Below are 24,021 nucleotides of genomic sequence, written 5' to 3' on the forward strand. Positions count from 1 at the left end.
TGTTCCGGTCCTGGAAGCCTGGGCAGCATGTATCTGGTTCACGTCCACATGCGGCGACCTGCGGGCGCTTCCGTTCCCGAGGAGATCGGATCCTGGGTGGCCGACGCGGCCGTGCCCGGCGGCGTCGAGCACGTCGCCGTCCACACCGCCGCATGCGGCCACCCCGTTCTGGGCGTCTTTCTGCTGGCCGGCCGCCTGGAAGAGGCCGAGGAAGCGGCGTTGACCGCCTGTCGGCGCATGCTGGACCGCAGGCCCGAACTGGCGGGGTGGAGGGTCGTCGAGGGGCACGTGCCGCTCCTCGCTCCCGTCTACGACGCCCTCGTCTACGGCGATCCGGCCAACGTGGACTGATCAGTCCATGACCGATTCCGTCCACAGGAAAGCCCTTCTCCCGGGCCTGAGCCGGGGGAAAGCTGGAACTCGCCGCCGGGAACCCGGTCGGCACACCGGATGTGGCATCACCGCGGGATGCGATCCGGAGACGTACCGCTCACTCAGGGACAAGGACCCGTCATGCTGCGCACTCGTATCGCCGAGACCGTCGCGGTCTCCGTCGTCGCCCTCGGTGCCGTCTTCGCCGCCACCACCGCCACCGCTGCTCCGGCCGAGGCCGGCCCGGTCGCAGCCGAGGCAACGGATGCGGACGCCACCCCGACCACGGGAACCAACAACATGACCTGGCAGTAACGACACGCGCCCCCACGCGGCGGCATCCCGCTCCCGCAGGATGCGCGAGAGGGCCTGCCGCGACCACCACCAGGGATCCGCATCCCGTCGACCGTCTCTGACGCCGCGCGACTCACCGCTGAGGTCGACGGCCGGTCGGCCGCACCGCCCGGAGCACCTCGATCCGGTCCGGTACCCGGCCGGACCGCACCGCTGACGCAGGCGGCGGACCTGGACTTCCCCTTGCCGCCACAAGCGGTGCGCCGCTGCCCGGGAACGCGGTCACGACGCTCCGCCGTCGGGTCGCGCTCGACGGACGGCCTGCGCGTCGGCGTCACGGAGCTTCAGGAGCACGCCGCCCCCCCCGGGCGACCGACCGGCAGGCCGGAATGGCCGCGGTCAAGGTGGCGACCGCGTCCAGAGGGCTCCTCCTCGCCCCGCCCGACCCGCTTCGCGCTGCCCGGGCGCCGCGCGGATCTCCGTGAACTCCTCCGTTCCCTACAGAAGGTGCCGAATGTCCAAGACCACTTTTCGTCGCACGCGGAGTGCGGCGTTCCGAAGGCACAGATACGGCCGCACGGGCCTGAGGGTCCTGCTGGCGACCCTCTTCGCCGGGGGTGCGGCGATGGCCGCGTACGCGGGGGCGCCTGCCACCGTGGCGTCCGGAGCAGGACCGGTGTCCGGTGTCGGGACCCTCGACGCCGTGGCGGTGGCGGTGAGTGCGGCGACCACGGGCATGGGCGAGGTCGTGGTGGCCGATGTGGACGGCGACCGGGTCGATGACGTGGTGGCCGTCGAGCGGTCCACCAGCAAGCTGTGGATGTACGTGGACGCCGGCCGGGCCGAGATCGGCACCGGTGGCTGGAACGGCATGCACGACCTGGCGGGTGGCGACTTCAACGGCGACACCAAGGTCGACCTCGTCGCGGTGGAGCAGTCCACCGGGAAGCTCTGGCTCTACCCGAGCGTGGGCACCGGCCTCGGCGTTCGGACCGAGATCGGCACCGGTGGCTGGAACGGCATGCACGACCTGGTGAGTGGTGAGTTCACCGGGGACGGCAAGGCGGATGTGGTCGGGGTTGAGACCTCCACCGGGAAGCTCTGGCTGTACCCGGGGAACGGCGCCGGGGGGATCGCGAGTGGCAGTGGCCGCGTGGAGATCGGCAGCAGCGGCTGGAACGGCATGCACGATCTGGTCGCCATGGACCTCGGGGACGACGGCAGGAGCGACATCGTCGCGGCGGAGACCTCGACGTCCAAGCTCTGGCTGTACCCGGGGAATGGTGCTGGATCGATCGCGAGCGGCAGCACGCGCGTGGAGATCGGCAGCGGTGGCTGGAACGGCATGCGCGACCTGGCCGGCGGGGTCTTCGTCGGAAGCGGGGACGACGACCTGGTGGGCGTCGAGGCGGCCAGCGGCAAGCTGTTCCTCTACCCCGGCGAGGCGGAGGGGCTGGATGTGCGCAAGCAGATCGGCACCGACGGCTGGTGACCTCCGCGGCGGCGCCGCCCCGCCCGCGGGTCTTCCCCCGCGGGACACGGACGGGCGGCACGCCCTCGCACACGCGACATGACGTGATCGACATTGTTTTGGGGTGGGGATGAGCAAGCGGAGACGGTCTGCCGGTGGCACGGGTGGCGGGGGGAGACCCTGGCTGCTCGCGGGCATGGCGGCTGCCATGGTCCTGTCGGCCGTGCCGGCACTGGGAACCAGCGCGTCGGCGGCCTCGGTCGCACCGGCGGCGGCCATGACCGACAAGACGAAGCCGACGGAGGCGCAGCGGGCGCTGGCGGCTGCTGAGGAGGCGGGTGTTCGGGTCGAGGTGACCGGCGAGCGGTCTGAGCGCACGACGGTCTACGCGAACCCCGACGGCTACAGCTTCACGTTGGAGGAGTCCGCGGTGCCCGTCCGCGTCGCCACGCCCGGTGGTGGGTGGCGGGCTCCCGACGCGACGTTGGAGCGGAGGGCCGATGGAACGATCGCGCCCAAGGCGTCGGCCGTGGAGATGGAGTTCTCCGGCGGAGGGGCGAACGAACCGCTGGTGAGGATCGAGGAGAGCGGTCGTTCCCTCGCCCTGGGGTGGCCCGGGAAGCTTCCGGAGCCGGAGCTGGACGGCACGAACGCGGTCTACAAGGAGGTCATGAAGGGCGTCGACCTCCGGGTGATCGCCTCGACCGAGGGCTTCCGCCACCTCCTCGTCGTGAAGACCCCCGAGGCCGCGGCCAATCCGAAGCTCCAGCGGATCGACTACGCGCTGAAGGCCGATGGGCTGAAGGTCGTCAAGAAGAAGGCCGGCAACCTCGCCGCCGTGGACGCGGACGGCAACCCCGTCTTCCGCGCCCCCCGGGCCCAGATGTGGGATTCGGCGGGTGCCCTCGACGTCGCAAAGGCCGCGAAGGCCCCGGCGGGCCGTGCCGCGGCCGTCTCCGGAGCCGGATCGGCGCCGGCGTCGTCGGAGCCCGTCTCCGGTGGCGCTGCCGAGGAGCCGTTGAGCGGTGAGCCGTCGAGCGGTGACACGGTGGCGACGATGGACGTGAAGGTCACCTCCGACGCACTGTCCGTCGTGCCGGACGCGGGCATGCTCCGCGGCACGGAGGCGAAGGACTTCCCCCTCTACATCGACCCCACGGTGACCTGGGGGGAGTCGGAGCGGACGCTGCTGCGCTCGGACGGTTACGAGTCCTACGCCTGGGGGAACGGTGACAAGAACCTGGGCGAGGGCGTCGGCAAGTGCGGTACGTGGAACGGCTACTACTGCGGTCCCGGCTACGTGCAGCGGCTGTACTTCCAGTTCTCGCCGGCCAGCCTCAAGGGCAAGCACGTGTTGGACGCGACGTTCCGCGTGACGGAGCCCTGGGCGTTCCAGTGCGAGCCGCGTTGGGTGGACCTGGTGCGGACGAACAACATCTCCTCCTCCACCACGTGGGCCTCGCGGCCCAAGGAACTCGACTGGATGGTCGACCGGTACGTCTCGGCCGGTCGGGGGTCCCTTTGTGATCCCGACTCTCCGGACGCGCCGATCGAGTTCAACGACAATCCCGAGGAGCCCAACGAGAACCTCACCCCGACCGTCAGGAGTTTCGCGGCGGGCAGCATCTCCCGGCTCACCCTGGAGCTGAGGGCGCACGACGAGACGGACGCCTCGGCCTGGAAGCGGTTTCGCAACGACGCCGTTCTCGCCGTGGACTTCGTCGGGCTTCCCGACAAGCCCACCGGTGTAGGACTGGTGACGGGTTCGGGCACGGTGTGCAACACCTCGGAGGCCGACCCGGCGGTGGTGTCCGACCCGACTCCGACGCTCAACGCGGTCCCTCAGACGAAGGCCGGTGGTGAGCAGGGCGCGCAGCTGCGGATCTACTTCGACCTGGACCACAAGAACGCCGACGGGACGTGGACCGACACTCCGGATGGAAAAGGCTCGGTGGCGCCTTCGACCGGCTACAACCTGGACGGGCAGGTCGCCACGCTGAAGTGGTCCGCGCTCACCGAAGGGAAGCTGTACCGGTACCAGGCGTGGACGCACTCCTTCTACAACGGCGGGGCGAGCCACCTGTCCAGCGGTACGTCGGGCTTTTGCTACTTCAAGGTCGATTCCTCGGCCCCCAAGGCGCCGCAGATCCTCATCCGCGGCCCGTACGCCGAGTGCCTGTCCAACGACTGCAAGGGGGCCGGCGGGCCGGGGGTCAAGGCCTTCTTCCTCCTCGCGCCGGCTGCCGGTGACGACAACGTCACGGACTTCCAGTACCGGATCGCCGATTCGGACGCCCAGCCGGGTGCCTGGACCGACGTGTGCCAGCCGGGCACACCCTGCCTCTTCACGGCCGGCTACACGCCTCCGAAGTCAGCCATCTACAGGATTTACGTCCGCGCCAAGGACAGTCTCGGCCGGTGGAGCGCGCAGAGCACGCTCGACTTCAAGGTGGACAAGGGCGAGGCACCAGTGGGGCTCTGGCACTTCGACAAGGACAGCGGCCCGGCGATCGACACCGCGCTCGGCGGCGGCGGGGCACGTCAGGACGCGACCCTGGCCGGTGGCGCCGTGCGTGACGACCGCGGACGACGCGGCCTGGTCACGCACGACGACCAGGGAGCACTGCTGCCGGTTGCCGTGAACGACCGGGGGCTGTCGCTGAACGGCACGGGAGCGTACGCCGCGACCAGCACGCCCGTCCTGAACACCGGGCTGGCGTACACCGTCTCGGCGTGGGCGCGGCTCGACGACAAGGGGCAGGACGGTGCCGTCGTCGCCCAGGACGGCACGAAGTACAGCCCGTTCCTCATCTGGTACGAGAAGGAGTGGGACCGCTGGGTGTTCGGCGTCAAGGAGAAGGACGCGGACAACGGTGCGATGCACATCGGCGTGACCAGCCAGGACGCCCCGGCCGCGGGAGTGTGGACGCATCTGGCGGGCAGCTACGACCCCGACACGAAGGAAGTCCGCTTCTACGTCAACGGAAAGCTGCAGGGCACGAAGGTGGTGACCGGTTCCTGGTCGGCCACCGGTCCGTTCACCATGGGTCGCAACCTCTGGGCGGGCGCCCGCACCGCATACTTCAAGGGGTCGATCGACGAGGTGACCGCCTGGCAGCGCATGCTGACCGACGGCGAGGTCGCCGACGAGGCCCGGGCCCTGACCTCGGAGGGCTACGCGGGCGTCGAGCTGGTGGCGCACTGGTCTGCCGAGGGCGCTTCCGGGACCACGATCCCCGACACCACCTCCGGCTACGGCAGGACGCTGACCCTCTCCGGCGGCGCGGCGGTGGTGAACCAAGCGATCGTCTTCGACGGTGTGGACGACGCCGCCACGGCTCCGGGTCCCCTGGTGGACGACACGGGCTCCTTCACCGTCACCACGCTGGTGGCCCTGAAGGGCGACGCGCTCGCCACCAAGGCGGTGGGCTACACCGGCCAGGTCCTGGGGCAGCGCACGGCGGACGGCTCGGCATGGGGCTTCTGGTACGAGGTCACCGGCAAGGATGATGTCCTCGACGAGGAGACCTTCGAGGTCATCGGCACCGTGCCGGTCGGCACGTGGCACTTCGGGCGGCTGAACGCCGACGGCACGTTCTCCTCGGTCGTGTCCGATGAGACGGCCTCGCTGGACGGGCTGGTTCGGCTGACCGGCATCCACGACGCGCAGTCGGGCACGATCAGCCTCTACCTCGGCCACAACCAGAACGGCGGCGCCAAGATGTTCACGGCCGAGCTCGGTTCGGGTGACTTCGCCCTCGGCAAGGGCTTCACCTCGGGTGCCTGGAAGCACCAGCTGCCCGCCACGATCGCCGACGTGCGGATGTGGGCCGGGGCGATGGCCAGCTCCAAGCAGATCGACACCACCGTGCAGGACTGAGCGGTGTGAGCGTGCGGGCAGCAGCGGAGGTGTCGCTGCTGCCCGCACTGCGGCCGTAGGAAGCCGCAGCGATGAATGTCTGACTTATCTATTTTCGGCAAGCAGGGACGGAGCAGGTGAGCTTTGGCATGGGCACTACAAAAAAAAGCATCGGCGGTGAGAGACGAGGGCGCAAACGGCTCCTCGTGCACTCGCTGGCTCTGGCCCTGGTGCTTCCGGTGGGTCTGGCGCCGGTGGCGCAGGCCGCGGACGGCAAGGGGGGCCTGGGACGCTCGAAGCTGCCCGAGCAGCGGGTGAGCAAGGTCAAGGCGGTCGATTCGCCGGGGGCGAAGAAGGCCCGGGCGAAGGTCGCGCAGGACCAGAAGGCCAATGCCGAGCAGGCCCGGCGGGCCCTGGCGGAGCAGCGGAGTGCTTGGCCCGGTCGGGGCGAGGCGACCGTCGCGCTCACCGGCGGCAAGGCGGGCAAGGCCAAACCGGGCGGTGTCCCGGTGACCGTCGAGCCGAAGGCGGGGAAGGGGACCGGGGCGGCGGCTGATACGGCCCGGATCACGGTCCTGGACCAGAAGACGGCCGAGAAGGCCGGTGTCACCGGTGTCCTGTTGACCGCGGAAGCCGACGCCGCGGGCGCGGCCGGCATCACCGTCGACTACTCCGGTTTCGCCTCGAAGGTGGGCGGCGGCTGGGCGCAGCGCCTGCAGCTGGTGCAGTTGCCCGCCTGTGCGCTGACGACCCCCGAGAAGGCGGACTGCCGCAAGCAGACCCCGCTCAAGTCGGCCAACGACGTGCGCGAGCAGTCCGTTTCGGCCCAGGTCTCGCTGCCCGAGAGCACGGACGGCGTCTCGACGCAGTTGGTTTCCGCAGCCTCCGGCGCGATGGTGCTGGCGGTCACGGCGGCCGGGGGCGGCGGGGGCCAGTCACCGTCGGGCACGGGTGACTACTCGGCGACCGAGCTGGCGGAGTCCTCCTCCTGGGAGGCGGGCGCCAGCTCGGGGTCGTTCACGTGGTCGTACGGTTTCGCGATGCCGCCCGCGGCGGCCGGCCCGGCGCCGTCGCTGGCGCTGTCGTACGACTCGGGCAGCGTCGACGGCCGCACGGCGACGACGAACAACCAGGGCACCTCGGTCGGTGAGGGCTTCGCGCTGACCGATTCGTACATCGAGCGCAGCTACGGCTCCTGTGACGACGACGGCCACACGGACGTCTTCGACCTGTGCTGGAAGTACGACAACGCCAGCCTGGTCCTCAACGGCAGGTCCTCGCGCCTGGTGAAGGACACCGCCACCGGCACCTGGCGCCTGGCGAACGACGACGCCTCCAAGGTGGTCCGCTCCACCGGCGCCGCCAACGGCGACGACGACGGCGAGTACTGGACCGTCACCACCGGAGACGGCACGAAGTACGTCTTCGGCCTGGACAAGCTCGACGGCGCCACCACCCAGCGCACCAACTCCACCTGGACCGTGCCGGTCTTCGGCGACGACTCCGGTGAGCCCGGCTACTCCAAGGGCAGCACCTTCGCGGACCGGTCGCTGACGCAGGCCTGGCGCTGGAACCTCGACTACGTCGAGGACGTCCACGGCAACGCGACCACCTACTGGTACGCCAAGGAAACGAACCACTACAAGAAGAACAAGGCCACCACGGCGAACGCCTCCTACGTCCGCGGCGGTTACCTGAAGGAGATCACCTACGGTCTGCGCAAGGGCGCGCTGTTCACCGACGACGCCGACGCCAAGGTGACGTTCGGGTACGCCGAGCGCTGCACCGCGTCGGACTGCGCGTCGCTGACGAAGGAGACCTCCGACAACTGGCCGGACGTCCCCTTCGACGCGATCTGCGCCAGCGGGGACGACGAGTGCCTGGCGTCCTCGCCGTCGTTCTTCTCCCGCAAGCGGCTCACCGCGGTGAACACCTTCTCCTGGAACGCCGCGAGCAGCGCCTACGACGCGGTGGACTCCTGGGCGCTCACCCAGCAGTACCTGGACGGCGGCGACATCGGCGACACCAGTGACCAGGTCCTGACCCTGCAGTCGCTCAAGCGGACCGGCAAGGCGGGCACCACCGCCATCGGCCTGAACCCGATCTCGTTCACGTACCAGATGCGGCCCAACCGGGTGGACGCGACCGACGACATCCTGCCGCTGACCCGCCCGCGCATCTCGACCGTCACCTCCGAGACCGGGGCGATCACCACGGTCACCCTGTCCTCGCCCGAGTGCGTGCGCAGCCAGGTGTTGGGCGCGGCCGAGGACACCAACACCCGCAGCTGCTACCCGCAGTACTGGAACATCAACGGCTCGTCGGACGCGTCGGTGGACTGGTTCCACAAGTACCGCGTCCTGGCCGTCACCGTCTCCGACCCCGCCGGGCAGAACGAGGCCGTCGAGCACGCCTACGACTACTCCGGCGCGGCCTGGCACCACAGCGACTCCCCCTTCACCCCGAAGGACGAGCGCACCTGGTCCGACTGGCGCGGCTACCGTCAGGTGACGGTGCACAGCGGCGCCCTGCAGACCACCCGTTCCAAGACCGTCTCCCTCTACCTGCAGGGCATGGACGGCGACCAGAAGAAGGACGGCACCACCAAGTCGGTGAAGGTCGCCCCGCTGGCCCAGCCCTCGCTCGGCCTCTCCACGCTCACCGACAGCGACCAGTACTCCGGCCAGCTCCGGCAGCAGGTCACCTACGACGGCGACCAGCCGATCTCGGTCACCGCGTACAAGCCGTGGTCCAAGGAGACCGCGCGCCAGACCGGCGTGCCGGATTCCGCCGACCACGTGGCCCGCTTCGTCCGCACCTATCTGACCACCACCTACACCCACCTGACCGCCTCGGACACCTGGCGCCGCCGGGCCGTCCAGACCGGCTTCGACGACTACGGCATGCCGGTCACCGAGTACGACTCCGGCGACTACTCCACCGCCGGTGACGAGACCTGCACCCGCACCTGGTACGCCCGCAACGACGCCGCAGGGCTGACCGACCTGGTCTCCCGCAGCCGCACCGTGGGCCAGAAGTGCACCGTCGCCGACGCCGACCTCGACCTGCCCGCCGACACCGGCAGCCGCGGCGACGTCCTCTCCGACACCGCGACCGCCTACGACGGCGCCACCACCTGGTCGGAGACGATGAAGCCGACCAAGGGCCTGGCGACCTGGACCGGCCGCGCGCAGGGCTACGGCACGGCAGGGGCGGTGACCTGGCAGAAGACGGCCACCACCACCTACGACGCGCTGGGCCGCCCGCTCAGCACGACCAACGCCGACGGCAAGACCACCAGCACGGCCTACACCCCGGCAACGGCCGGCCCGCTGACCAAGACCATCACCACCGACCCCAAGGGCCACAAGTCGGTCAGCTTCCTCGACCCGCGGCGCGGGCAGCCCGGGCGCCTCTACGACGCGAACACGAAGAAGACCGAGCTCGTCTACGACGCGCTGGGCCGGCTCACCGACGTGTGGCTGCCCAACCGGAGCAAGGCCGCCGGTGACGGCCCCAGCAGCACGTTCGCCTACTACCTCAGCAACACCAAGCAGTCCTGGGTGTCGACCGCGACCCTGAAGAAGGACGGCACCACCTACAACACCAGCTACGCGATCGTCGACTCCCTGCTGCGCCCGCTGCAGACCCAGTCGCCGACCCCCCAGGGCGGCAGGCTGCTGACCGACACCCGCTACGACTCCCGCGGCCTGGCCTACGAGTCCTACGCCAACATCTTCGACAACACCACGACCCCGAACGGCACCTACAACCGTGCCGAGTACGGAGAAGCCCCCAACCAGACCGAAACCGTCTTCGACGGCGCCGGGCGGGTGACCACCAGCACGCTGTACGTGTACGGCACCAAGAAGTGGTCCACCTCCACCAGCTACACCGGTGACTCCACCGCCACCACCGCCCTCCAGGGAGGCGCGGCGACCCGGACCATCACCGACGCCCGCGGCCGGACGGTCGAGACCCGCGAGTACGCGGGCACCGACCCCGCGGACAGCGGCTTCGGCGGCGGTCTCGGCGCCTCGTACACGTCCACGAAGTTCACCTACGGACTGGACGACCAGCAGACCTCGATCACCGGCCCCGGCGGCGCCCGGTGGACCTACGGCTACGACCTGCTCGGCCGTCAGACCAGCGCGGACGACCCGGACAAGGGCAAGTCGACCACCGTCTACGACGCGCTCGACCGGGCCGTCAAGTCCACCGACTCCCGCGGCCAGTCCGTCCTGACCGACTACGACGAGCTCGGCCGACCGGTGGGCACCTGGTCCGGCACCAAGAGCGACGCCAACCAGCTCACCGCCCACACCTACGACACCCTGCTCAAGGGCCTGGCCACCTCCTCCACCCGCTACGTCGGCGGCAAGACCGGGCAGGCGTACACCAAGAGCGTCACCTCCTACGACAGCCTCAACCGGCCCGTCGCGAGCACCCTGCAACTCCCCGCCAACGACCCGCTCGTCCAGGCGGGCGCACCGTCCACGCTGGCGTACTCGAACTACTACAACATCGACGGCACCCTGCAGAACAGCAAGGAGCCGGCCCTGGGCGGCCTGCCGTCCGAGGTCATCAGCTACGGCTACGACACCCTGGGCAACCTCACCTCGATCGGCGGCACCACCGGCTACCTCCTGGGCGCCGACTACTCCGCCCTCGGCCAGCCCCAGCAGCTGACCATGGGCACCGCCAACACCGAGGAACACAAGAAGAACTACGTCACGAACACCTTCGAGGAGGGCACCGGACGCCTGACCCGCAGCCACGTCACGGACCAGACCCACCCGTACATGCTGCAGGACCTCAACTACACCTTCGACCAGGTCGGCAACGTCACCTCGATCGCCGACCCGACCACCCTCGGCGGCAGCTCGTCGGCCGAGACCCAGTGCTTCGCCTACGACGGCCACCGCCGCCTCACCGAAGCCTGGACCCCCACCTCCCGCAACTGCGCCGACCCGCGCAGCGCCACGAGCCTGTCCGGCCCGGCCCCGTACTGGACCAGCTACACCTACACCCAGGCCGGCCAGCGAGCCACCGAGAAGGTCCACAAGGCCAGCGGCGACACCACGACCACCTACTGCTACCAGGGCAACCAGCCCCACACCCTCAGCGGCACCAGCACCACCGCCAACTGCACCACCCCGGCGCGCAGCTACGCCTACGACACCGCCGGCAACACCACCAAGCGCCCCGGCAGCACCGGCACCCAGGACCTCACCTGGTCCGCAGAGGGCAAGCTCACCAAGCTCACCGAGTCCGGCAAGAACACCGACTACCTGTACGACGCCGACGGCACCCTCCTGATCCGCGCCACCCAGGGCGGCGAACGGATCCTGTACACCGGAGCCACCGAGCTCCACCTCAGGGCCAACGGCACCACCTGGGCCCAGCGCCACTACGCCGCCGGCAGCCTCACCGTCGCCGTCCGTTCCAACGAGACCGGCGCCAACAAGCTCACCTACCTCGCCGGTGACCACCACGGCACCCAGAGCCTGGCCATCTCCGCGGACGCCACCCAGGTGTTCAGCAAGCGCCACACGAGCCCCTTCGGCACCGAACGCGGCACCCCCACCGGCACCGCCTGGCCCGACGACAAGGGCTTCCTCGGCAAAACCAACGACAAGACCACCGGCCTCACCCACATCGGAGCCCGCGCATACGATCCTGGGATCGGCCAGTTCATCAGCGTCGACCCGCTCCTCAGCCTCGACCAACCGCAGTCGTTCAACGGCTACGGCTACGCGAACAACAACCCCACCAGCTTCTCCGACCCGACCGGAGAAAAGGTGCCGGAGTGCAACAACCCGAGCAAGTACGGCATCACCTGCCGAGGCGGCATTCCCGTCACCGAGACCAAGAAGCCGTCGAGCGGTGAGGGCCCGCCCCGTGCCTGCCGCTGCGGCAGTCGTCCTTCGTTGGTCAACAGCAAGGGGAAGCCGACCGGCCAGCACACGAGCGGTGGCATCCCCGGCCGCCGCAACATCACCGTGCCGTCGACTCCCGCACCGGTCGGCTGGCTGCAGCAGACCCCGTCCGACCCGGGACCGGAGCCGGAGCCGGAGCCGGAGAAGGGCTGGTTCGAAAAGACCCTCGAGGTCATCGGCATCGGTACGACGGAGACGAACACGGTGGGCGCCTGCGGTAGCGTCTCCGCAGGCCTCGGCCTCATGGCCTCGGGGGAGCTGTGTTTCCTCCTGGGCAGGAACGCCGACGGTGACTGGGACTTCGGTGTCACCATTTCGCCCGCCGTCTCCGTACTTGGCGGCGGTGTCTCCGCCGACGTCACGGGCTTCACCAGCAACGCCGACTCCCTCGACCAGCTCAGGGGCTGGGGATGGGACAAGGAAGCTTCCGGTCACTTCGTTGGCGGAGCGGTGGTGAGCCACGAGAGTTCGTTCAACATGGACGGCTCGTGGGTGCGCAACAGCAAGGGGGAACCCGTCTGGGCTTTCCAGGCCGGTGGCGGCGTGGGCGGCGAGGCAGGTTTGGAGACGGGCATCAACTACACCTGGGGATGCTCGTTCGACCTCGGCTGTAGCTGAGTGCCGCAGGGTGGCCGGCCCCGGACCCCTGTCCGGGGCCGGCCACCCCCTCCGAAAGAATGAGAACGACGAAAGGAATGAGCATGCGAGTGTTCCCCCTGCTTTTTGGCATTGGCTGGCTGCTTTTCGGACTGGCGGTCGTGAAGAACCACCGAGGCTTCGCCGACCGCATGGCGGCCTCCTCGATCAACCTGATGGGCGACCCGCACTTCTCCTCCGTGCTGCGCATCATCGGCATTTTCTCGGTTGTAGCGGGCGGCCTCGCCACCCTCTTCGGCCTCGTCTTCCTGGTCTTCTCCTGATGGGGGCCGTGATGGGGGTCTTCTACCTCCTCTTCGGCCTCGCCTGCCTCGGCGCCGGAGTCGTCACCGTGCTGCGGAAGAAGAACCCGCCCCGGTTGAGGGCGATGGGCGGCATGTGGATCCTCATCGGATTCCTCGTCGCCTTCTTCGGGAGCAGGGCCTGAGGCTCCCTTCCCGGTGTGGGCTCCGTGCCGGCAGGGGGCGTCGTTGGCCACGGCGGAGAAGCGTCGAGCGTTCACGGTGGAGTTCCGCGAGGGGGCGGTACGCCTCGTGGCGGGGACCGGCAAGCCGGTCCCCGGGTTCGTCCCGCCCGCCGAACGTGCGGATCGGGGGCCGCCCGGCTCGCCCGGTCACCGGTCGAGGATCCCGTCCGAGGCCAGGTGCACGGTCGCCCGGTCGGTCGGGTACGGGGCCAGAGCGTTGCTCGCTGCCGCCCTCGCCCGTCGCCGGGGCGCTCGGCCACCACACCGTCCGGTCCGAGGCCGTCGCTGCTCAAGCAGGAGGGCCCGGAAGGAGTGCGCCCCCGGCGCCCGCGCCCGTGGACCTCACACCCCCGGACCCGTGAGCACCGATCGCTCGATCACAGGCTCCCACCCGTACCGGAACCCGGGTCGGTCAGGGCAGAGGGCGATGATCATGGGCAGCAGCGGGCGAATCGCCACCGTGCTGGCGGCCCTGATGCTGGCCACCGGGTGCGCGGCAGGCAACGGCAGCACCTCCAGCGGCGCGTCCCCGCGTCCGGTCGCCGCCCATCCCAGCCCCTCCGGCATCGACTGCTGGAGGTCAGGCACGTCGGGCGACGACTGGAACGACTGGGAATCCCGGGGGCCCGGCATGGGAGCGGGCACGATGGGGTGCGATGACTGATGCCGCGCCCCACGGGACGGCACCCGTTCCTCTCGCCGATGGTCCCTGCGGGAAGGCGGTACGGCACCTCAGCCGGTGCATCGGGAAGCGCCCTTCACCCAGAAGAACCTTTTGCCTGTTTTGTGCAATCCTGATCCAGGTCGGGAGGGCTTCTCGGAGCGGCGAGGTCGGAGGTGCGGGATTGGGAAGTCGCTGGGGTAGGGCAATCGCGGATTCGCCGAGCACGCTGCCGCTGGCCATCATGTTGGGCATCGCCGTCGTGGACACGGCAACCGGCTCGGAGTACAACCTGCTCCCCGTCTACGCGGCCGGCCCCGCGATCGCCTCCGCGCGGGGAACCGTGCGGAACGTCGTCATCATGGGGGCCGTCGCCACCCTTCTGTGCCTCCTCTTCGCGTGGAAGGCCGATCGCTTCGGCGAACTGCGCATGACGGTCGCCCTGGCCGCCATCGGCTACGTCACCCTGGCCTCCACCTATGCGGCATGGTCGCGCCAAAAAATCGAACGCCGTCTCGTCGATGTCCGAGAGGTGGCCCGCACCCTGGAGGACGTGCTCTTCGTCCCCGTCCCGGCGACCATCGGGCCCGTCCGCATCGGCGCCTCCTACGTCTCCGCGAGCCGCGCCACCCGCGTCGGAGGAGACCTCTATGACGCGGAGCCGTGCCCCGACGGCGTACGCCTGGTCATCGCGGACGTCCAGGGCAAAGGGCTGGAAACCGTCCGCTGCGCCTCCGTGGTCCTCGCGGCCTTCAGAGGAGCCGCCCCCGAAGCCGGGGAGTTGGCCGACGTGGGTCGCCGCATCGAAACGGCCCTGGAACGCAAGACGGACGGTCAGCGGTTCGTCACCGGCATCCTCGCGCAGATCAGCCGGGACGGCAGCCTGCTCGCGTACAACCACGGTCACCCCCCACCCCTCCTCCTCACGGGCGATGGCGAGGTCGTCTTCGTCGAGTCCGATGATCAAGTGCCGCCGTTCGGACTCGCGGTGCTGACGGGAACCACCGACCTTCGCGACAGCGTCACCCGGCTCACCCTGCAGGTCGGGGACAGGCTCTTCTTCTACACCGACGGCCTCAGTGAGGCCCGCGATGCCGAAGGGCGCTTCTACCCCGTGCGCGAGCGGGTGACGCCGCTGCTGAGGGACGGTCGGCCCGAAGACGTTCTCGACCGGATCCGCGCAGACGTCGCCGCATTCACCGGCAAGCCGCCCGACGACGACTCGGCACTGCTCATGATCGAGTTTCGCGGGCTGCCGGCGGCGAGCCCTCGGCGCCACGTGATCGATTGACCGTGTGCCCCTCCGGAGCCGCAACCGCTCACCCATGGCCGTGACGAGCACGGGCGCGCACAAGGCCGGCCTCGCCGGTGACGGCACGTGGCGCTGCGAAGCCCCGGCTGAGGGGACTCGGATCCCCCGATCACAGGCTTCTACCGGTAAGACGATGGCAGGGGAAACCGCGTCCGCGGACGGCCGCTCAATCATCAGGGGCTCCGGAACGTGCCCGGCATTCGGCGATCAGCAGGGCGTCCCGCAGCGCGTCGCCGAGCTGTCCGGCGAGGAGCCGCAGTTCCCCGGCCCCGGGCGGCGGCCCGTCGAGCAGGGTGCGGGCCCGCTCCAGGGTCTGGCGGGCGAGCCCCAGTTGGACCGCCTCCGCCTGGTCGGCGAGCCGGGCCAGCCGGCCGGTGCCGTCGCCGATCAGATAGCAGGGCTTGCCATCGGGCCCGGCCCAGGGCAGCAAACGGGGGTTCTTCATGTGGTCGCCTCCAGGGGGTGGATGACGCGGTCGTCGAGGTCGATCCCGTAGGTGGCGGCCAGCAGCACGACCTGCCGCCGCAGCCGTACGGCCCGTTCCCGCTCGTGGGCCCCGAGATAGGGCCGTACGAGCACGGTTGCCGCCCCGTCGAGGGGGACGTACCAGTTCCGCACGGTCGGCGCGGGCCGGAAGGGCGGGGGAGCCGGTGTCGCCGGGGGCTGCGGCCGGGGCGGGCGGCCCCGGTGTCGGCCGGTGGGGACGAGGAGGGCGCGGGCGCGGCTGGCGAGGCGGGCGAGGAGGGAGGTCATTGGGGAAGTGCCTCCGCCGAATCGAAGGGGGTGATGCCGATCTCGACCCAGACCGACGAGCCGTCGGCGGTGACTTCGTGGCCGAAGCGATCGGCGTCGGCCAATGCGAGGAGGAGCAAGCCACGTGACTGCGCCGTGAGTTCCTCCGGCATCGGTGTCACGACGCGAATGCGACCCGTGATTTCGAAAAGTCGGGACTCGTGGCCGGTGATGGCCTTCAGGCGTGCCGCGATCGCCACGGCGCGTGCGAGGGGTAGGCGCACGGGACCCCCTGTGATGGGATGCCTACGGAGGGAAATGCTACTTCAGTAGATTTCACCTGATGCAGTAGCTTGTCAATCCCGAGCCGGTTGAACGGAGAGCCGACCATGCCGCGTGAGGCGCCCTACCTGCAGATCGCTGACGCCCTGCGTGCGCGCATCGTCTCCGGTGAGTGGCCCGTAGGAGAACGGCTGCCCTCCCGCGCCCAACTCGCCGAGGAGTACGGCGTCGGGCGCAACGTCACGCAGCGCGCCATGGACCGGCTGATCGTCGAGGGACTGTTGGAAGGGCGGGCCGGTTCGGGGACGTACGTGCGCAGTCCGCGCGAGCGCCTCCGGATGGTGCGCTCCCGTCACCGGGAACGGCGGGGAGGATCGCCCTTCCGGGCCGACATGAGGGAGCAGGGCCGGGCCGGGACGTGGGAGGCGCGCAGCGAGGCGCGGACCCCGGCGCCCGCGCACATCGCCGAGCGCTTGGCCATCGGCGTCGGCGATCCCTGTGTCGTCACCCGGTACGAGTTCCTGGCGGACGGCCAGCCGGTGCAACTCTCGCAGTCCTGGGAGCCGATGGAGATCACCGGGGACACTCCGGTGGTGCTCCCGGAGATGGGTCCGTTGGCCGGCGCGGGCGTCGTGGAGCGAATGCGTTCGATCGGCGTGCGCATCGAGACGGCCGTCGAAGTGCCGCGGCCCTCCCGTGCCACGCAGGAGCAGGCCAACCTCCTCGGCATCAGCCTCGGTGACCTGGTGCTGCTGATCGAGCGCACGTACTACGACGAAGAGGGCCGCCCGGTGGAGACGGCGGACGTCATCGTGCCCGATGTGCGCTGGGAAGTGGCGTACGAGTTCGGTGTGGATCCGGCGTGAGGTGCGGGCCGGGAATCCCGGGGCCCGAACCGGGTTGCGGGCCGCACTCCAGATGACGCGTCGGGCCGTGTGTGCGGCGCCGCGCACCCGCGGCCCGCACGACAGGAGGGGCCGGGCGGATGCCCGGCCCCTCCTGTCGTGCAGCGGTCCGATCGCGTTGCGCACGGGCCCTTCCCGGCGATCCCCCTTGGCGCCGCCGGGCGTCCCCCGAGCCCGTGTGCTCCCCCGTCGACCGGACCCCTCCGGTCGGCCCCGGCAGCTCCCCCGAAGTCGCCGCCGCGGCCGTTCCCCGTCGGGAGTGGCTTAGTTGGCCGGCTCGGTGGTGGCGTGCATGTTGCCGTTCGGGACCGCGTCGGCGTTGCCGTCGATCGGCTCGGTGGTGGCGTGCATGTTGCCGTTGATGCCGAGCTTCTCGGCCACCGAGTCGGTGAGCGGAGCGCCCGTGGCGTGCATGTTCTTGCTGACGATCTCCTCGCCCGCGGCCTGCGTGTTCGTCGGCTTGGCTGCGGGCGCGGTCGGGTCCAGGTCGGCCATGTTGATCAACTCCCGTGATGACTTCGGATGGGGCGAGTGGGCCCGTCCGATCGTTCCCCCGTGGACGACCGGGGGCCCACTCGGAGCCGTTCACCCTAGTGCGACGGTGTGACGGCCGTACCATCGACCCGTCTGTCCCCCGAAGCGGCGGATCGATGAGAGAAGACTGCCGCACGGCCATAAACGAACGATGAACGCGCAGCTCACCGGTCAGGCCGCGGCGGTCTCCAGGAGCAGGGTCCGCACTTCGGACTCCTCCGGCGAGCCCAGGTCCGCGAAGATGCCGAGGGCCTCCTTCCAGCAGACTCGGGCCCGTCCGTGCTGCCCGATGCCGGAGAGGGCGCGCCCCAGTACGACCAGGACCTGTCCGCGGCGCCACTCGCCGCCCACTCCCCGGAGGACGACGAGCGCCGTCTCCGCGTTCGACGCGGCCTGGGCGTACCGGTGGGCGGCGATGTCCACCTCGGCGATCCTGAAGAGGGACATGCCCTCCCAGAGGCGCTGTCTGCTGTCCCGGAACACTCCGAGCGCCTCGGTCAGCCGCGCCGTGGCCTCGGCCAGGCGGCCGCTCTGGGTCAGTGCGAGTCCCAGGGCGTAGCGGCCGTTGGCGCCCTTGAGGGCGTGCCCCATGGCGTCGTACATGTCGGTTCCCCGCCGGGCCAGTTCGACGGCGATGTCCGTCTGGCCCATGGCCAGGTGGATCCTGGAGAGGTTGCACAGCGCGCTGGCCTCGCCGGCGGCGTCGTCGCAGGCGCGGAAGGAGGCCGTGGCCTGGGCGAGGAAGCGTTCCCCGTCGGCGTTGCGCCCCTGGTAGAGGGCCATGATGCCCAGGGCATTGGCCGCCCAGCACAGCGGCAGGTCGTCGCCGGTCGCGGAGGCGAGGTCCATCGACTCGTGGGCGTGGCCGTCGGCCTCGTCGAAGCGGCCCGACACGTGCTGGACGTATGCCAGGGTCAGCGCTGCGCGGCCCTCCGCGCGGACGTCGCCCGCCGTGCCGGCCGCCTCCCGCAGGACCGTGGCGACCGCCTCGTACTCCTTCGAGTTGGTGCCCGACTCCGCCAGGTCCAGCGAGGCCCAGAGCAGGTCCACGCCCCGGCGCAGGGTGTTCGGGGAGGAGGCCGACTGGCGGACCGTGGCCAGCAGGCAGTTCGCCTCGGCGTACAGCCAGTCCTGGGCTTCGTGGCGGTCGGTGAAGGCGAGTCCCTCGTAGGCCGTGGCCTCCAGGTGGTCCACCAGGCGGTCGCCGGGGCGTTCGATCGCGTACACCCGGGCCGCCGTCGACAGGTAGAAGTCCAGGAGCCGGGAGAGCGCGGCCTCCTTCTCCGACGGGGGCTGTTCGTCGCGGTCGGCACACGCACGCGCGTAGAGGCGGACGAGGTCGTGGTAGCGGTAGCGGCCGGGGGCGGCGGACTCGACGAGGGAGGTGTCGACCAGGGCTTCCAGGAGGTCCTCGGTGTCCCGGGGCGGCAGGTCGAGCACGGCCGCCGCGGCGGCGAGGGAGACGTCCGGGCCGTCGGCGAGGCCGAGCAGCCGGAAGGCGCGGGCCTGGGCCGGTTCCAGTTGGCCGTAGCCGAGTTCGAAGGTGGCCTTGACGGCGAGGTCGCCGGCCTGGAGCTCGTCGAGGCGGCGCCGCTCGTCCGCCAGCTTCGCGGCGAGGACCGAGACCGTCCAGGTGCGGCGGGCGGCGAGGCGGGACGCGGCGATGCGGATGGCCAGGGGGAGGAAGCCGCAGGCCGCGACCACGTCGAGGGCGGCTTCCCGCTCCGATTGGACGCGCTCCTCGCCCACGATCCGGGTGAACAGCTGGAGCGCCTCCTCCGGGGACATCACGTCCAGGTCCACCAGGTGCGCGCCGGCCAGGTCGACCATGCGGATGCGGCTGGTGACCAGGGCCGCGCAGCCCGCCGTGCCGGGGAGCAGGGGGCGGATCTGGGCGGCGTCCCGGGCGTTGTCCAGGAGGACCAGGACGCGGCGGCCGTCGAGGGTCGAACGGTAGAGCGCGGCCCGGTCGTCGAGGGAGTCGGGGACGGCCGTGTCGGGGACGCCGAGGGCGCGGAGGAAGGAGCCGAGGACGGTCTCGGGCGCGGCGGCGCGGGAGCCGGCGCCCTGGAGGTCCACGTACAGCTGGCCGTCCGGGAAGTGCGGGCGGGCCTCGTGGGCGACGTGCACCGCGAGCGTGGTCTTGCCGACGCCGCCGATGCCCGCGAGGGCCGAAACCGCCATGACGGAGCCCTCGGCGCTCGACAGGAGTGCGCCCAGTTCCCGGACGAAAGAGGTACGACCGGTGAAGTCCGGCACGGTCGCGGGGAGTTGCGCGGGGCGCGCGACGGGGGCGGCGGCCGGGGCCGGTTCCTCCACCGGGCGGGCGAGCTCGCTGTCGGCGCGGAGGATGCGCTGTTGGAGCCGGGACAGTTCGGGGGTGGGGTCGACGCCCAGTTCGTCGGCGAGGAGCCGGCGGGTGTCGGCGTACACGGCGAGGGCTTCGGCCTGTCGCCCACCGCGGTAGAGGGCGAGCATCAGCAGCTCGCGCAGGCGTTCCCGCAGGGGGTGCGCGGCGGTGAGCGAGGTCAGTTCGGAGACGGCCTCGGCGTGCGCGCCGACCTCCAGGTCGATGTCCAGACGGCTTTCGAGCAGGGTGAGCCGCCATTCCTCCAGTCGGGTCCGCTGGGTTTCGGCATGGGGGCCGGGCACGGAGGCCAGGACCTCGCCGTCCCACAGGTCCAGGGCTTCGGCGAGCCGTGCGCGGGCGGCCGTGCGGTCGCCGCCCGCGCGGAGCTTCTCCGCTTCCGCGGCGAGCTCCTGGGCCGTGGTGACGTCGAGTGCGGTGGTGCGCAGCGCGTAGCCGCCGGACTCGCTGACGAGGACCTGGGGGCCCAGGGCCTTGCGGAGTCGGGAGGCGTAGGTGCGGACCGCGGCGAGGGCCTGCGAGGGCGGCTCTTCGCCCCAGAGCGCGTCGATCAGTTCGGCTGCGGTGGCGGTGCGTCCGCCGCGCAGCAGCAGGGCGGCGAGCAGGGCGCGCTGCTGGGGCGAGCCGGTGGGCACGGGTTCGTCGTCGCGCCAGGCGCGGACGGGGCCGAGCACGCCGAAGCGGAGCCCGGCGCCGGCCGGTGGCGGCGCGGTGCGGGCGGTGTCCACGGCGCCGTCCGCACCGGCGCCCCGTCGTCCGCCGGTGGTGTCCGTCGTCCGGCGCGTCCGCTGTGCGGGTACGCCCGGTTCGGCCGTGGCGTCGCTCTCGCCCGGGAACCGCGCCGGAACTCGCGGCCCGTTCTCACGGTCCATAGCTCCCCCTGCCCCTACCGCTGGTTTCGCCCAGCACAGTCTGCCTTGTCCGGAGGCGGTCCGTCAGCATCGGGTCGAAGGGGGCGGGGGCGTTCTGCCCCGCAATAGCTGACGGAGTGTCAGATCAACGCTACCGTGAAGGCCATGGAGACCTTCCCGAAGATCATCTCGGTGGACGACCACACCGTGGAGCCCCCGCACGTCTGGCAGGACCGGCTCCCGTCCCGGTACCGCGACACCGGCCCCCGGGTCGTCCGCGCCCCGCTGAAGGAAATGACCTTCCTCGGCGGGAAGTTCGCCCCGGTGATGGGCGCCGAGGGGGACGACGGACCGATCGGCGACTGGTGGGTGTACGAGGACCTGCACCGACCCCTCACCCGGCTCGACACCGCCGTCGGCTACGACCGGGACGAGATACGCCTCGAAGTCATCACCTACGAGCAGATGCGGCCCGGCTCCCATTCCGTCCCCGAGCGGCTCGCCGACATGGACGTCAACCACGTCCAGTCCGCGCTCTGCTTCCCGACCTTCCCCCGCTTCTGCGGACAGACCTTCACCGAGGCGTCCGACCGGGAGCTCGGGCTCCTCTGCGTCCGGGCCTACAACGACTGGATGGTCGAGGAGTGGTGCGGGCCCGAGGCGCGGGGCCGGCTGATCCCGCTCGCGCTCATCCCGCTCTGGGACCCACGGCTGGCCGCGGCGGAGGTCCGCCGGAACGCCGCGCGGGGGGTCCGGGCGGTCGCCTTCTCCGAGATCCCGCCGCACCTCGGGCTCCCCTCGGTCCACACGGACCACTGGGACCCCTTCTTCCGGGCCTGCGACGAGACCGGCACGGTCATCGCCATGCACATCGGCTCGTCCAGTCGGATGCCGTCCACCTCGGCCGACGCCCCGCCGGCCGTCGGCTCCACGATCACCTTCGCCAACTGCTGCTTCTCGATGGTCGACTGGTTGATGAGCGGCACCTTCGAGCGCTTCCCGAACGTGCGGATCATGTACGCCGAGGGGCAGATCGGGTGGATCCCGTACGTCCTGGAGCGCGCCGACGTCGTCTGGGAGGAGAACCGGGCCTGGGGCGGGGTCGCCGACAAGGTCACCCGTCCGCCGTCCGAGCTCTTCGCGGAGCACGTCTTCGGCTGCTTCTTCGACGACGCCTTCGGACTCCGCAACCTCGATGCGATCGGCACGGCGAACGTCCTGTACGAGACGGACTACCCGCACTCGGACTCCACCTGGCCCCGGTCGAAGGAGGTCGGCGAGGCCCAGATGGGCCACCTGGCGCCGGACGTCGTGGAGCGGATCGTGCGCGGGAACGCGATCGACCTGCTCGGGCTGACCCCGGAGGGCCTCTGGGTGCCGTGAGCCGTGCCGTGAGTGGTGTCGGGGGGCGTCGGAGCGGTGCTGCGGGCGGTGTCGCGGACGGATTCCTTCCCGGTGGCCCCGGTGGCCCCGGTGGTCCGCGCCCGCCAGCCCCTTGCCTGATGGTGCGTCAGGTACGAGCATGGCCGGGCTCGCTCATATGATGGTTCGTCAGATCTGGGGGTCTTCATGGTGGTCTACGGGATGCAGCTGCCGATCCAGTCGCAGAGCACCCTCTACGCCGAGGCCTGGGAGGCGACCGCGGGCCCGGCCGATCTGCTCGCCGTGGCCCGGGCCGCCGAGGCCCACGGCTTCGACTACCTGGCCAGCTGCGACCACGTCGCCATCCCGCGCCGGCTCGCCGGCCCGATGTCCACCGTCTGGTACGACCCGGTGGCCACCCTCTCCTTCCTGGCCGCCGCCACCGAGCGGGTCCGGCTCCTCGCGCACGTCGCCGTCGTCGGCCTGCGGCACCCGCTCGTCACGGCCAAGGCGTACGCGACGCTCGACCACCTCTCCGGGGGGCGCCTCGTCCTCGGGGTCGGCGCCGGGCACGTCCAGGAGGAGTTCGAGGCGCTCGGCGTGGACTTCGCGCGCCGCGGTGCCGTGCTCGACGAGACGGTCGACGCGCTGCGGGCGGCCCTGGGGCCCGAGGAGTACCCGGAGCACGCCGGGGAGCGCTTCTCCTTCAAGGACCTCGGTCAACTGCCCCGGCCCGCACAGGAGCGGGTGCCGCTCTGGGTGGGCGGTTCCTCGCCGGCCGCCCTGCGCCGGGCCGCGCTCAAGGGGGACGGCTGGCTGCCGCAGGGCGATCCGCGGGAGGAGCTCGCCCCGCTGATCCAGCGGCTGCTCCGGCTCCGGGCCGGGGCGGGGATCACGGAGCCGGTCGCGGTCGGTGCGATCACCGAGCCGCTCTACGTCGGCGCACCCGGTTGGGAGGTCGGCCGGCGCACCCTGAGCGGCCGCCCGGAGGAGCTCGCCGCCTCCCTGCGGGCCTACGGGGAGATGGGCGTGCACCAGATCCAGGTCCGCTTCCGGTCCCGGAGCCGGGACGAGCTCGTCGACCAGATGGCGGCCTTCGGCGCGGAGGTCGCCCCCCATCTGAACTGAGGGACGTGGCAGGCATGGGAAAGCTCGACGGGCGGGTCGTCCTGATCACCGGCGCGGCGCGCGGGCAGGGGGAGCAGGAGGCCAGGCTGTTCGTCGCCGAGGGGGCGAAGGTGCTCCTCGGGGACGTGCTGGACGGCCCCGGGGAGGCGCTCGCGAAGGAGCTGGGGGAGGACCGGGCCGCGTACGTCCACCTGGACGTGACGAGCGAGGACGACTGGGCGGCGGCCGGGGTCGCGGTCACGGAGCGGTTCGGGAAGGTCGACGGGCTGGTCAACAATGCGGGCGTCCTCCGCTTCAATGCACTGCTCGCGACGCCGCTGGACGAGTTCCTGGCGGTCGTCTCGGTCAACCAGACCGGCTGCTTCCTGGGCATCCGCGCGATCGCCCCCAAGATCGCGGAGGCCGGCGGCGGGACGATCGTCAACACCGCCTCGTGCACCGGCGTCACGGGCATGGCGGGCGTCGGCGCCTATGCGGCGAGCAAGCACGCGGTCCTCGGCCTCACCCGGGTCGCGGCCCTGGAGCTGGCCGCGCGCAACATCCGGGTGAACGCGGTCTGCCCCGGGGCGATCGACACCGCGATGAGCAACCCGGAGGGCGTGGACCCGGCGGCCACGGCCGAGCTGTACCGGAGGTCGGTCCCGCTCGGTCGGGCCGGGCGGCCGGAGGAGGTGGCGGCCCTGGTGCTCTTCCTGACCGCCGGGGACTCGGCGTACATCACGGGGCAGCCGTTCGTGATCGACGGCGGCTGGCTGGCCGGCGTGAGCCCCTCCTGAGGGAAGTCTCTGACGCCTCGTCAGGTATTGACGCACCCCCCGTGCGGTGCGA

The 24,021-nt window shown here is 71.0% G+C and carries 18 protein-coding genes; 13 read left to right on the forward strand and 5 right to left on the reverse strand.

Annotated elements, in window-relative coordinates:
- The first annotated feature begins 27 nt into the window (after positions 1-27).
- The 9 genes from ACFW22_RS15950 to ACFW22_RS15990 all read left to right on the forward strand — a co-directional run bounded on the left by ACFW22_RS15950 (position 28) and on the right by ACFW22_RS15990 (position 15,010).
- Positions 28-351 (forward strand): hypothetical protein, encoded by a 324-nt coding sequence (locus ACFW22_RS15950; protein WP_386403893.1) that lies wholly within the window; start codon positions 28-30, stop codon positions 349-351.
- A 162-nt stretch (positions 352-513) separates the two neighbouring features.
- On the forward strand, positions 514-687 hold the full coding sequence (locus ACFW22_RS15955) for a hypothetical protein (RefSeq protein ID WP_386403896.1): 174 nt from the start codon (positions 514-516) through the stop codon (positions 685-687).
- Positions 688-1,180: 493 nt separating this feature from the next.
- Positions 1,181-2,158: an FG-GAP repeat domain-containing protein gene (locus tag ACFW22_RS15960; protein ID WP_386403899.1), complete on the forward strand. Its 978-nt coding sequence runs from the start codon at positions 1,181-1,183 to the stop codon at positions 2,156-2,158.
- Positions 2,159-2,333: 175 nt separating this feature from the next.
- Positions 2,334-6,017: a LamG domain-containing protein gene (locus ACFW22_RS15965; protein WP_386403902.1), complete on the forward strand. Its 3,684-nt coding sequence runs from the start codon at positions 2,334-2,336 to the stop codon at positions 6,015-6,017.
- A gap of 128 nt (positions 6,018-6,145) precedes the next feature.
- Complete coding sequence (locus tag ACFW22_RS15970) at positions 6,146-12,553, forward strand: RHS repeat domain-containing protein (protein WP_386403905.1); 6,408 nt, start codon at positions 6,146-6,148, stop codon at positions 12,551-12,553.
- Positions 12,554-12,636: 83 nt separating this feature from the next.
- A complete protein-coding gene (locus tag ACFW22_RS15975; protein ID WP_386403908.1) occupies positions 12,637-12,855 on the forward strand; it encodes a hypothetical protein in 219 nt (72 codons plus the stop codon).
- A complete protein-coding gene (locus tag ACFW22_RS15980; protein WP_386403911.1) occupies positions 12,855-13,019 on the forward strand; it encodes a hypothetical protein in 165 nt (54 codons plus the stop codon). Before ACFW22_RS15975 ends, ACFW22_RS15980 begins: the two co-directional genes overlap by 1 nt.
- A gap of 472 nt (positions 13,020-13,491) precedes the next feature.
- A complete protein-coding gene (locus ACFW22_RS15985) occupies positions 13,492-13,722 on the forward strand; it encodes a hypothetical protein (protein ID WP_386403914.1) in 231 nt (76 codons plus the stop codon).
- Between the two features lie 241 nt (positions 13,723-13,963).
- Complete coding sequence (locus ACFW22_RS15990; protein ID WP_386403917.1) at positions 13,964-15,010, forward strand: PP2C family protein-serine/threonine phosphatase; 1,047 nt, start codon at positions 13,964-13,966, stop codon at positions 15,008-15,010.
- Positions 15,011-15,197: 187 nt separating this feature from the next.
- Here ACFW22_RS15990 and ACFW22_RS15995 read toward each other — a convergent pair whose 3' ends face one another.
- From ACFW22_RS15995 to ACFW22_RS16005, 3 genes are read right to left on the reverse strand one after another with little or no spacing between them, the layout of a single operon-like run.
- A complete protein-coding gene (locus ACFW22_RS15995; RefSeq protein WP_386403920.1) occupies positions 15,198-15,476 on the reverse strand; it encodes a hypothetical protein in 279 nt (92 codons plus the stop codon).
- Positions 15,473-15,784, reverse strand: a complete 312-nt coding sequence (locus ACFW22_RS16000) for a hypothetical protein (RefSeq protein ID WP_386403923.1) — start codon at positions 15,782-15,784, stop codon at positions 15,473-15,475. The genes ACFW22_RS15995 and ACFW22_RS16000 overlap by 4 nt, the downstream gene beginning before the upstream one ends.
- Entirely contained in the window at positions 15,781-16,023 is a 243-nt protein-coding gene (locus tag ACFW22_RS16005) for a hypothetical protein (RefSeq protein ID WP_384881452.1), read from the reverse strand. The genes ACFW22_RS16000 and ACFW22_RS16005 overlap by 4 nt, the downstream gene beginning before the upstream one ends.
- Positions 16,024-16,152: 129 nt before the next feature.
- Between ACFW22_RS16005 and ACFW22_RS16010 the strand changes: the two genes are divergently transcribed.
- Positions 16,153-16,911 (forward strand): GntR family transcriptional regulator, encoded by a 759-nt coding sequence (locus ACFW22_RS16010; RefSeq protein ID WP_386403927.1) that lies wholly within the window; start codon positions 16,153-16,155, stop codon positions 16,909-16,911.
- Positions 16,912-17,214: 303 nt separating this feature from the next.
- On the opposite strand, the gene ACFW22_RS16015 is transcribed toward ACFW22_RS16010, so the two are convergent.
- Entirely contained in the window at positions 17,215-17,445 is a 231-nt protein-coding gene (locus ACFW22_RS16015; protein WP_386403930.1) for a hypothetical protein, read from the reverse strand.
- 210 nt (positions 17,446-17,655) lie between these two features.
- Positions 17,656-20,724 carry a BTAD domain-containing putative transcriptional regulator gene (locus ACFW22_RS16020; protein ID WP_386403933.1) on the reverse strand — a complete coding sequence of 1,023 codons (3,069 nt, stop codon included), beginning with the start codon at positions 20,722-20,724 and terminating at the stop codon, positions 17,656-17,658.
- Positions 20,725-20,868: 144 nt separating this feature from the next.
- On the opposite strand from ACFW22_RS16020, the gene ACFW22_RS16025 reads away from it, so the two are divergent.
- The 3 genes from ACFW22_RS16025 (at position 20,869) to ACFW22_RS16035 (ending at position 23,969) form a co-directional block, all read left to right on the forward strand.
- Positions 20,869-22,086 (forward strand): amidohydrolase family protein, encoded by a 1,218-nt coding sequence (locus ACFW22_RS16025; protein ID WP_386403936.1) that lies wholly within the window; start codon positions 20,869-20,871, stop codon positions 22,084-22,086.
- Positions 22,087-22,272: 186 nt separating this feature from the next.
- On the forward strand, positions 22,273-23,193 hold the full coding sequence (locus ACFW22_RS16030) for an LLM class F420-dependent oxidoreductase (protein WP_386403939.1): 921 nt from the start codon (positions 22,273-22,275) through the stop codon (positions 23,191-23,193).
- A 14-nt stretch (positions 23,194-23,207) separates the two neighbouring features.
- A complete protein-coding gene (locus tag ACFW22_RS16035) occupies positions 23,208-23,969 on the forward strand; it encodes an SDR family NAD(P)-dependent oxidoreductase (RefSeq protein ID WP_386403942.1) in 762 nt (253 codons plus the stop codon).
- Positions 23,970-24,021 lie beyond the last annotated feature (52 nt).

Origin of the sequence: Streptomyces sp. NPDC058872 (genome assembly GCF_042743065.1) — a bacterium.
In the GTDB taxonomy this organism is placed as follows: domain Bacteria; phylum Actinomycetota; class Actinomycetes; order Streptomycetales; family Streptomycetaceae; genus Streptomyces.

Coding starts and splice junctions, on each gene's coding strand:
- ACFW22_RS15950 (WP_386403893.1), top strand. CDS start 28: ATGTATCTGGTTCACGTCCACATGCGGCGACCTGCGGGCGCTTCCGTT.
- ACFW22_RS15955 (WP_386403896.1), top strand. CDS start 514: ATGCTGCGCACTCGTATCGCCGAGACCGTCGCGGTCTCCGTCGTCGCC.
- ACFW22_RS15960 (WP_386403899.1), top strand. CDS start 1,181: ATGTCCAAGACCACTTTTCGTCGCACGCGGAGTGCGGCGTTCCGAAGG.
- ACFW22_RS15965 (WP_386403902.1), top strand. CDS start 2,334: ATGGCGGCTGCCATGGTCCTGTCGGCCGTGCCGGCACTGGGAACCAGC.
- ACFW22_RS15970 (WP_386403905.1), top strand. CDS start 6,146: ATGGGCACTACAAAAAAAAGCATCGGCGGTGAGAGACGAGGGCGCAAA.
- ACFW22_RS15975 (WP_386403908.1), top strand. CDS start 12,637: ATGCGAGTGTTCCCCCTGCTTTTTGGCATTGGCTGGCTGCTTTTCGGA.
- ACFW22_RS15980 (WP_386403911.1), top strand. CDS start 12,855: ATGGGGGCCGTGATGGGGGTCTTCTACCTCCTCTTCGGCCTCGCCTGC.
- ACFW22_RS15985 (WP_386403914.1), top strand. CDS start 13,492: ATGGGCAGCAGCGGGCGAATCGCCACCGTGCTGGCGGCCCTGATGCTG.
- ACFW22_RS15990 (WP_386403917.1), top strand. CDS start 13,964: ATGTTGGGCATCGCCGTCGTGGACACGGCAACCGGCTCGGAGTACAAC.
- ACFW22_RS15995 (WP_386403920.1), bottom strand. CDS start 15,476: ATGAAGAACCCCCGTTTGCTGCCCTGGGCCGGGCCCGATGGCAAGCCC.
- ACFW22_RS16000 (WP_386403923.1), bottom strand. CDS start 15,784: ATGACCTCCCTCCTCGCCCGCCTCGCCAGCCGCGCCCGCGCCCTCCTC.
- ACFW22_RS16010 (WP_386403927.1), top strand. CDS start 16,153: ATGCCGCGTGAGGCGCCCTACCTGCAGATCGCTGACGCCCTGCGTGCG.
- ACFW22_RS16015 (WP_386403930.1), bottom strand. CDS start 17,445: ATGGCCGACCTGGACCCGACCGCGCCCGCAGCCAAGCCGACGAACACG.
- ACFW22_RS16020 (WP_386403933.1), bottom strand. CDS start 20,724: ATGGACCGTGAGAACGGGCCGCGAGTTCCGGCGCGGTTCCCGGGCGAG.
- ACFW22_RS16025 (WP_386403936.1), top strand. CDS start 20,869: ATGGAGACCTTCCCGAAGATCATCTCGGTGGACGACCACACCGTGGAG.
- ACFW22_RS16030 (WP_386403939.1), top strand. CDS start 22,273: ATGGTGGTCTACGGGATGCAGCTGCCGATCCAGTCGCAGAGCACCCTC.
- ACFW22_RS16035 (WP_386403942.1), top strand. CDS start 23,208: ATGGGAAAGCTCGACGGGCGGGTCGTCCTGATCACCGGCGCGGCGCGC.